Genomic DNA, 9,084 nt, shown 5'->3' on the forward strand with positions numbered 1-9,084 from the left:
CGGGGGCCGCGGGGTTCGGTGTGGGCCGCCCCGCCCGCGACACCCCCGCCCCCAACCCCCCCGCCGCCCCCCGGGGCCCGCCGCGCCGCCCGGCTGCTCGCCTCGCTGAAGCCGGACGCCATCGTGGCCTCCGACCTGCGGCGGGCGGCGGCCACGGCCGCCGGGGCGACCACCGCGGGGGCGGCGCTGACCGCCTTGGCCCCGAAGGTGGCGACCACGTCCCGCTCCTCCAGCAGGGCGGCGATCCGTACCTGCGGGGTGTCCAGCGCGGTGGGCAGCCGGTAGCCGGTGAGCGAGGGGTTCAGCAGCACGCCGCCCTCGGTGCGCAGGTCCTCCAGCAGCGCCAGGCCGACGCCCTGGGCCACGCCCGCCTCGATCCGGTCCTCGATCTGCCGCGGGTTCAGCGCCCGGCCGACGTCCTGGGCGACCGTCATCTCGACCACCCGGACGGCGCCCAGCTCGATGTCCACGTCCACCACCGCGCGCATCGCGCAGAACGCGATCGACACGAAGGCGTCGCCCTGCCCGGACTCGTCCAGCGGCTCGGTGGGGTGCGGGCGGCACTGGGCCGTCGCCCAGAGCTCCTTGCCCTCCAGCGCCTCGGCGACCGGCATGCCGAGCACCCCGTCGTACGAGGTGATCTTGCCGTCGGCGATCTGCAGCAGTTCCACCGACATCCCGAAGTTGGCGGCGATCGGCTGCAGCAGCTGGTGGCGGACCATCAGCGCGGCGCGCTCGACGGCGCCGCCGGAGACCCAGGTGTGCCGGCCGCGGGCGGAGGGACCGGCGATCGACTGGTCGCTGTCGGCCGGCGCGATGTACACCTCGCTGACGCCCAGCACGGTCTGCACGATCTGCCGGGCCAGCGTGGCGAAGCCCTGTCCGGAGTCGACGGCCGCGCAGATCACCGTGGCATGGTCGCCGCTGACCCGCACGGTGGCGGTGGAGACCTCGTCCTCGCCCTCGGCGCCGAGCATGTGCACCATGCCGACGGCGTAGCCGATCCCGCGCCGCACCGCCGCCGGGTCGCCGGCGCCACCGGGCCCGCCCGGCAGCAGCCACTCGGCGTCCGGGTCGTCCACCGGCAGGGCCGGCAGCGGCTCGGCCGCGACGGCCTCCAGCAGCGCGCCGACCGGCGCCGGGCAGGTGACGGCCTGTCCGGTGGGCATCGGGTCGCCGGTGGCCATCGCGTTGCGGCGGCGGATCTCCACCGGGTCCACGCCGATCCGGGCGGCCAGCTGGTCCAGCTGCGACTCGTAGGCGAAGCAGGCCTGCAACGCGCCCTCGCCGCGCATCCGCCCGGCCGGCGGGTTGTTGGTGCGCACCGCCCAGGCGTCCACGAAGACGTTCGGGCAGACGTACGGGCCGACCGAGAACGCGGTGGCGGCGGCCAGCGCCTCGGCGGAGACGTCCGCGTACGCGCCGCCGTCCAGCAGGATCTGCGCCTCGACCTTCACCAGGGTGCCCTCGGCGTCGGCGTGGTGGCGGTAGCGCAGCAGCGCGGGGTGGCGCGAGGGGTGGGTGTGGAAGGACTCCTCGCGGGTGAGGGTCATCTTCACCGGGCGGCCGGTGCGCAGCGCCAGCAGCGCCAGGGTGACCTGGAAGGAGAGGTCCTCGCGGTCGGTGGTGGCCCCGGGCACGCCGGTGACCACCAGCCGGACCCGGTCGGGCTCCAGGCCGAGGCAGGCGGCGGTGCGGTCGCGGTCGCCGTGCGGGTCGGTGGAGGACAGGTGCAGTTCGACGCCGCCGTCCGGGCGCGGCACGGCCAGCCCGGCCTCGGCGCCGAGCGGGGCCGGGTCCTGACGGCCGACCTGGTAGAGGCCCTCGATGATGATCTCGCCGGCCGCGTCCGGATCCCCGGTGCGCAGCGGCAGGTGGCGGAACAGGTTGCCGTCCGGGTGCAGCGACGGGGCGGTGAAGGCCTGCTCGGGGTCGGTGACGGCCTCCAGCGGCTCGTAGTCGACCGCGATCAGACCGACCGCCAGCCGGGCGGTGTCCGGGTGGTCGGCGGCCACCGCGGCGATCGGCTCGCCGTGGTGGCGCACCACGCCCGCGGCCAGCACCGGCCGGTCGGCGACGATCGGCCCGGCCGGGGCGCCGTCCGGGGCTCCGTCCGGGCCGGGCGGCAGGTCGGCGGCGGTGACCACGGCGTGCACGCCGGGCAGCGCGAGCGCGGCCGCGGTGTCGATGCCCCTGATCCGGGCGTGCGGGTGCGGCGAGCGCAGCACCGCGCCCCAGAGCAGCCCCTCGGCCCACAGGTCGGCCGCGTACGGGTAGATGCCGAGCGCCTTGGGCAGCGCGTCGCTGCGCAGCGGTGAGCTGCCCAGGCCGAACGGCTCCGGTGCGCCGCCCTCGCCGCCGTCCTGCTGGAGTGCTGCGCCGATGTCGGTAGGCGACGTCATGATGCGTGGTCGTCCTCGGGGAGCCGGATGCCGTGGGCGGGGGTGGCGCCGTACGGGACGCCGGCCGGGGCGGTGCCGCCGGCCGGAGCGCCGTGCGGGGGCGTGGCGACGTAGGGCGTGCCGTGCGGGGGCGTGCCGTCGAAGGCGGCCCCGGGCAGCGGCGTGCCGTGCGCGGGGGTGGGTTCGTAGACCGGGGCGTCGTACCCGGCGTCGTAGCCGTTCTGCTGCGGGTAGCCGCCGGGCACGTAGGTGCCGTGGGCGGGGGTGCCCTGGTACGGCTGCTCGGGGTAGCCCTGCGGCGGGTAGTACACCTGGTCGTCGGCGGTCTGGGCGGGGATGCCCTGGACCGGCGTCAGGACGGCGGTGTCGTACACGCCGGTGTCGTAGCCGCCCTGGCCGTCGCCGTACGGCTGGTCGGCGCCGGCCGGGGGCTGCTCGGCGGGCGGCTGCGGGACGTGCTCGATCCAGGCGTCGGCGTCGGCGTAGACCGGCGGTTCGGCGGCCTGCTGCGGTCCGGCGGCCGCTTCCCCGGCGGGCTGGTCGGCGGCCTGGTCGGTGGCCGGTGAGGCGGCCTGGGCGGCGGTCGCGGCGGCCGTCTCCTCCGCCTCCTCGATGTCCTCGGCGCGCGCGTCGGCGATGCTCTGGACGGCGGCCAGCACTCCGCGGTAGCCGGTGCAGCGGCAGAGGTTGCCGCAGAGCGCCTGGCGGGCCTCGACCTCGGTCGGGCGGTGGTTGCGCTGGAGCAGGTCGTGCACCGCCATCGCCATGCCGGGGGTGCAGTAGCCGCACTGCACCGCGCCGGACTCGGCCAGCGCCTGCTGGACGTCGCTCGCGCCGCCGGCGGCCGACAGGCCCTCGACGGTGTTGATCTCGCTGTCGGCGGCCAGCGCGGCGGGCACCAGGCAGCCGGCCACCAGCTGGCCGTCCACCTGCACCGAGCAGGCCCCGCACTCGCCCTGCTCGCAGCCGTCCTTGGCGCCGGCCAGGCCGAGCCGCTCGCGCAGCACGTAGAGCAGGCTCTCGCCGATCCAGGCGTCGGTGACGGGCCGTTCGAAACCGTTGACCCGCAAGGTGTACGAGGCGCACGGGCGCAGCTCGCGGCTGACCTGCGGGGTGAGGCCGAGCGGGTCGGCGTCGAGGGTCTCGATGGGGTCTGTGGTCACTTCAGCGCCCTTCCCAGTGCCCGTCGGGCCAGCACCGATACGGTACGCCGCAGCCGAACGGCGGCCGCGCTCGGCCCCTCGGTCGCGGCCTCCCAGGCGCCTTCGGCGCCGTAGCTGTCGGGGACGCAGGCGGCGGCCACGTACTCGCCGAAGGCGGCGGTCGCGGCCGGGTCGATCTCCCGGCTGCCGTCCCAGTCGATGCAGCCGGCGACCCAGGCCTCGGCCTCCAGCGGGCGCAGCGGCACGGGCGCGACGGCGCCGACCGCGCAGCGCACGGCGCGCCGGGCGGGGTCGAGGACCAGCGCGACGGAGGCGGTGGCGCGGGCCGGGCCGCTGCGGCCGGTGGCCTTGAGGAAGACCTGCGGGGCGTGCAGCAGCGGGACGCGCACCCAGGTGAGGAGTTCGCCGGGGCGCACCGGGTCGAGGCCGGTGAGCAGGTGACTGACCGGCACCTCGCGGCTGGCGCCGGCCCGGGCGAGGGTGACGCTGGCCTCCAGGGCGGTGAGCACCGGGAGGGTGTCGCCGGCCGGGGCGGCGGTGACGATGTTGCCGCCGAGGGTCCCGACGTTGCGGACCTGCGGCGGGCCGGCGGTGCGGGCGGCGTCCGCGAGCGCGGGGATGAGCGCGGCGAAGTCGGGGCGGTCCATCCGGGCGTGGGTGAGTCCGGCGCCGAGGACGGCGGTGCCGCCGTCCTCGTCGCGCCAGCCGCGCAGTTCGGTGATCCGGCCGAGGCCGACCAGGGCGGCGGGGCGTAGCCGTCCGGCGTTGACGGCTTCCATCAGGTCGGTGGCGCCGGCCACCGGTACCGCGGCCGGGGTGGCGGCCAGCGCGTCGACGGCCTCGTCGAGGGAGGCCGGCAGCATGATCGTCCGGTTCACCTGGGTCCCACCGTGCTCCACTTGCTCATCGATCGGCTGCCGCCCGCGGCCTTCGGCCGTGGTGTCCGCGTCAGCAGCCCGGCCTGGCCCGTAGGGTACGGGCGATCGGGCCGGGTTGGGCAACTCTGGCACACAATGCTCGATGATCATTTCGGGGCAGGTGAACGGGACTGCCCGATTGGGACGGATACCGGGCGGTATCTGCCCAGGCCCGAACCGGACCTGGGCAGATGTTCATCTGTTCTTGACGTCAGATGACCACTCAGAAGTTCCCGCAAGGGGCAAGTCCGTCGCGCTCAGCGCACCGGCGGCGGGCCCTCGATCGGCCGGCCGGCCACCCCGGGCCAGCGCTGCCAGGGGTGCGGGCCGTCCGCCGGGCGGTACTCCACGCCGAGCGCGTCCAGCACCTTCAGGTGCGCCTCCAGCCGGTGTTCGAAGCCGGCGTAGTCGCGCTCGGCCGGATCGGTGGGCAGGTCGGACCAGGCGACCTCGGCGAAGGCCACCAGCCGGGGGAAGGCCCGGTAGTCGATGTCCCGGGCGCTGTCCATGAACTCGCTCCACAGGTTGGCCTGGGTGCCGATCACGTGCCGGGCGGCCGTCTCGTCCAGTTGCCCGGGCACCGGCTCGAAGCGGTACACGTCCTCCAGCGTGCGCACGAAGCCGACCGGGATCGGCTCGTCCGGGCCGTCGGCCTGCCGGTGGTCGAAGTAGACGTGCTGCTCGGGGCACATCACCACGTCGTGCCCGGCCTTGGCCGCGGCGATCCCGCCGCCGAACCCGCGCCAGGAGGAGACGGCGGCGCCCGGGGCGAGCCCGCCCTCCAGGATCTCGTCCCAGCCGATCAGCCGGCGGCCGCGCTCGGCCAGCCAGCGGTCGAAGTGCCGGATCACGAAGCTCTGCAGCTCGTCCTCGTTGGCCAGGCCGAGCTCGCGGATCCGCGCCTGGGCGGCCGCGCTGTCCTTCCACTGCTCCTTGGGGCACTCGTCGCCGCCGAGGTGGATGAACTCGGACGGGAAGAGCTCCAGGACCTCCTCCAGCACGCCCTCGAAGAAGCGCAGGGTGTCCTCGGAGGCGTTGAGCACGTTGTGGCTGACGCCCCAGTCCGTCCAGACGCCGAGCGCCGCGGTGTCCACCACGTCGGTGTTGCCCAGCTCGGGGTAGGCCGCGACGGCGGCCTGGGTGTGCCCGGGCAGGTCGACCTCCGGGACGACGGTGACCCCGCGCGCGGCCGCGTAGGCGACGATCTCGCGCAGGTCGTCCTGGGTGTAGTAGCCGCCGTGCGGGCGGTCGTCGCGGCGCTGGCCGGCCCGGTAGCCGACCATCGAGCGGTCCCGCCAGGCGCCGCGCTCGGTCAGGCCGGGGTAGCGCTTGATCTCCACCCGCCAGCCCTGGTCGTCGGTCAGGTGCAGGTGCAGCACGTTGAGCTTGTGCGCGGCCAGCAGGTCGACGAAGCGCAGCACGTCCGACTTGGGCAGGAAGTGCCGGGCGACGTCGAGCAGCGCGCCCCGCCAGCCGAACCGGGGGGCGTCCTCGATGTCCGCGCCGGGCAGCACCCAGCCGGTGCCGCGCAGCGGGGACCGGCGGAAGGCGTCCGGGCCGAGCAGCTGCCGCAGGGTCTGCGCGCCCCACAGCGCACCGGCCGGCCCGCCCGCGGCCACCAGGGCGTGGCCGGGGCGCACCGTGATCCGGTACGCCTCGGCGGCCAGCGCGTCGTCCTGGACCAGTTCGATGCCCGTGCCCGGCCGGCCCGGGCCGAGCGGCAGCCCGGTGGCCGCGGTCAGCGTGGTTCGCAGCCACCGCTCGGCGTCGGCCAGCCCGGGCGGCGCGGTCAGCGTGGTGGCGTCGTCGAGGGGGAAGTCCTCGTCCGGGCGGCGGACGGCACTCGAAGGCACGGGAATGAGGTCCATTCCGACATCCTGCCCCCGCCCCGGACGACTGGCATAGACCACTTCGGAAACTCGGCACTATGCAAAACGGCACTGTGCACAACCACACCGTGCACAACGGCGCCGGGCACCGGCCCGCGGCGGCCGGTGCTACTTGCCGCCGTTGTTGTCGTCGCCGCCCTGCGGCTTGCCGATGCCGTCGTAGATCTCCTTGCACATCGGGCAGACCGGGTACTTCTTCGGGTCGCGCCCGGGCACCCAGACCTTGCCGCAGAGCGCCACCACGGGCGAGCCGGAGAGCGCGCTCTCCATGATCTTGTCCTTCTGGACGTAGTGCGCGAAGCGCTCGTGGTCGCCGTCCCCGTGGGACACCTGGGGGACTGGCTCGACCAGGGTGCCGGTGCCGAGGCCGCGCTCGGGCTCAAGAGTGCTCATAGGTGCCAAGTCTATGGGCGCCCCGCGAAACCCGGCCAGTATCGCGACGGCGGCCCGTACGTCAGTTCAGCGTCGGGTCGTCCGGATAGGTCGCGAGCAGCGCCAGCGGGCCGCGCTGGCGGCGCAGCACCGAGCGCCACAGCCGCTCCGGTTCCGGGCTGGAGATGTCCCCCGGCTCGCAGTCCACCAGGTACCAGGCGCCGCTCCCCAGCTCCGTCTCCAGCTGGCCCGGCGACCAGCCTGCGTACCCGGCGAAGATCCGCAGCGCGCCCAGCTCGCCGGCCAGCACCTCGGGCGGCGCCTCCAGGTCCACCAGGCCGATCGCGCCGTGCACCCGCCGCCAGCCGAGCGGCTCGCCGGTGCCCGGCTCCCCCGGCGCCACGGCGAGGCCGAGCGCCGAGTCCAGCGCCACCGGTCCGCCCTGGAACACCACGGCGGGCTGCCCGACCAGCCGCCCCCAGCCGTCCAGCACGCTGCCCACCTCGACCGGCGTCGGCCGGTTGAGGACCACGCCGAGCGCCCCCTCGACGTCGTGGTCGAGGAGCAGCACCACCGCCCGGGCGAAGTTCGGGTCGGTGAGCAGGGGCGTCGCGACGAGCAGACGGCCGGTGTGGGACCGTCCTGCGTGCGAGTGGGCCGCCGTCATGCCCACATGATCCCGCAGAACGGCCGGGGTCGGACACCTCAACGATCGAAACCCCGCCACGCCGGACAAACACCCGAACGGCCCCTCCGGCGGGCGGGAGCGAGCCCGGAGAGAGGACCATCACGGGAGAGGCTCACGGGAACCATCGGCACGCCCACTACCATCTACGGATGGTGGACGCCCTTCTACGGTGCCGACTCGGTTTTGCCGGGGGCCCGAGCGCGCCCGTACCAACCGGTCCACCACCGGCTCTCTACCGGAGCCTTCCCACCCCTCTGGCACCCCGGATTGCGAGAACGATGACCGACGACGTCCTGCTGGTCCACGGCGGAAACCCGCTCGAAGGCGAGATCCGCGTCCGCGGTGCGAAGAACCTGGTGCCCAAGGCCATGGTCGCCGCCCTCCTCGGCCAGGGCCCCAGCAGACTGCGCAACGTCCCGGACATCCGCGACGTCAAGGTGGTCCGCGGCCTGCTCCAGCTGCACGGGGTCACCGTGCGGACCGGCGACGAGGACGGCGAGCTGATCCTCGACCCGTCGCACGTGGAGAGTGCGAACGTCGCCGACATCGACGCGCACGCGGGCTCCTCGCGGATCCCGATCCTGTTCTGCGGCCCGCTGCTGCACCGCCTCGGCCACGCCTTCATCCCGGGCCTGGGCGGCTGCGACATCGGCGGCCGCCCGGTCGACTTCCACTTCGAGGTGCTGCGCCAGTTCGGCGCCACCATCGAGAAGCACCCGCAGGGCACCTACCTGGTCGCCCAGCAGCGCCTGCGCGGCACCAAGATCGAGCTGCCCTACCCCTCGGTCGGCGCGACCGAGCAGGTGCTGCTCACCGCCGTCCTCGCCGAGGGCGTCACCGAGCTGCGCAACGCGGCCATCGAGCCGGAGATCGTCGACCTGATCTGCGTGCTGCAGAAGATGGGCGCGATCATCACCCTGGGCACCGACCGGACCATCCTGATCACCGGCGTCGACGAGCTGGGCGGCTACACCCACCGCGCGCTGCCGGACCGCCTGGAGGCCGCTTCCTGGGCCTGCGCGGCGCTGGCCACCAGGGGCGACATCTACGTCCGCGGCGCCCGCCAGCTGGAGATGATGACCTTCCTGAACACCTTCCGGAAGGTCGGCGGCGCCTTCGAGGTGGAGGACGAGGGCATCCGCTTCTGGCACCCGGGCGGCGAGCTCAAGGCGATCGCCCTGGAGACCGACGTGCACCCGGGCTTCCAGACCGACTGGCAGCAGCCGCTGGTCGTCGCCCTGACCCAGGCCACCGGCCTGTCCATCGTCCACGAGACGGTGTACGAGTCGCGGCTCGGCTTCACCGGCGCGCTCAACCAGATGGGTGCGCACATCCAGCTGTACCGCGAGTGCCTGGGCGCCACCCCGTGCCGCTTCGGCGCGCGCAACTTCCTGCACTCGGCGGTCGTCTCCGGCCCGTCCAAGCTGATGGGCGCCGAGCTGGTCATCCCCGACCTGCGCGGCGGCTTCTCGTACCTGATCGCGGCGCTGGCGGCCGAGGGCACCTCGACCGTGCACGGCATCGACCTGATCAACCGCGGCTACGAGAACTTCATGGACAAGCTGCGCGACCTGGGCGCCCACGTCGAGCTGCCGTCCGAGCAGCTGGTCGACGCCTGACCCGCAGGGCCCACAGGCCTACGGGCCTGTGGGC

Annotated in this window: 7 protein-coding genes; 1 reads left to right on the plus strand and 6 read right to left on the minus strand. The window is 74.6% G+C overall.

The genetic code is table 11. The features are described 5' to 3' along the window. The 6 genes from ACFV6I_RS33850 to ACFV6I_RS33875 form a co-directional block, all read right to left on the minus strand. On the minus strand, window positions 1-2,402 hold a 2,402-nt coding region (locus ACFV6I_RS33850), incomplete at its 3' end, for a xanthine dehydrogenase family protein molybdopterin-binding subunit (protein WP_380429544.1). After that, a complete protein-coding gene (locus ACFV6I_RS33855) occupies window positions 2,399-3,565 on the minus strand; it encodes a 2Fe-2S iron-sulfur cluster-binding protein (RefSeq protein ID WP_380429546.1) in 1,167 nt (388 codons plus the stop codon). The genes ACFV6I_RS33850 and ACFV6I_RS33855, both read right to left, overlap by 4 nt. Beyond that, complete coding sequence (locus ACFV6I_RS33860) at window positions 3,562-4,428, minus strand: FAD binding domain-containing protein (protein ID WP_380429549.1); 867 nt, start codon at window positions 4,426-4,428, stop codon at window positions 3,562-3,564. The genes ACFV6I_RS33855 and ACFV6I_RS33860 overlap by 4 nt, the downstream gene beginning before the upstream one ends. Before the next feature lie 311 nt (window positions 4,429-4,739). After that, entirely contained in the window at window positions 4,740-6,350 is a 1,611-nt protein-coding gene (locus ACFV6I_RS33865) for a beta-N-acetylhexosaminidase (RefSeq protein ID WP_380335225.1), read from the minus strand. Window positions 6,351-6,479: 129 nt separating this feature from the next. Further along, window positions 6,480-6,764, minus strand: coding sequence for a DUF3039 domain-containing protein (locus ACFV6I_RS33870; RefSeq protein ID WP_063349181.1), 285 nt, complete (start codon window positions 6,762-6,764; stop codon window positions 6,480-6,482). 61 nt (window positions 6,765-6,825) lie between these two features. Continuing rightward, entirely contained in the window at window positions 6,826-7,410 is a 585-nt protein-coding gene (locus tag ACFV6I_RS33875; RefSeq protein ID WP_063349180.1) for a YqgE/AlgH family protein, read from the minus strand. A 299-nt stretch (window positions 7,411-7,709) separates the two neighbouring features. Between ACFV6I_RS33875 and murA the strand changes: the two genes are divergently transcribed. After that, window positions 7,710-9,050, plus strand: a complete 1,341-nt coding sequence (gene murA, locus ACFV6I_RS33880; RefSeq protein WP_063349179.1) for a UDP-N-acetylglucosamine 1-carboxyvinyltransferase — start codon at window positions 7,710-7,712, stop codon at window positions 9,048-9,050. Window positions 9,051-9,084: the final 34 nt, after the last annotated feature.

Source organism: Kitasatospora sp. NPDC059803 (assembly GCF_042732255.1).
Taxonomy (GTDB): domain Bacteria; phylum Actinomycetota; class Actinomycetes; order Streptomycetales; family Streptomycetaceae; genus Kitasatospora.

Bases quoted from the DNA above. Each gene is read 5' to 3' on its own strand.
- ACFV6I_RS33875 (WP_063349180.1), bottom strand. From the start codon at position 7,410: ATGACGGCGGCCCACTCGCACGCAGGACGGTCCCACACCGGCCGTCTG.
- ACFV6I_RS33865 (WP_380335225.1), bottom strand. From the start codon at position 6,350: ATGGACCTCATTCCCGTGCCTTCGAGTGCCGTCCGCCGCCCGGACGAG.
- ACFV6I_RS33870 (WP_063349181.1), bottom strand. From the start codon at position 6,764: ATGAGCACTCTTGAGCCCGAGCGCGGCCTCGGCACCGGCACCCTGGTC.
- murA (WP_063349179.1), top strand. From the start codon at position 7,710: ATGACCGACGACGTCCTGCTGGTCCACGGCGGAAACCCGCTCGAAGGC.
- ACFV6I_RS33860 (WP_380429549.1), bottom strand. From the start codon at position 4,428: ATGCTGCCGGCCTCCCTCGACGAGGCCGTCGACGCGCTGGCCGCCACC.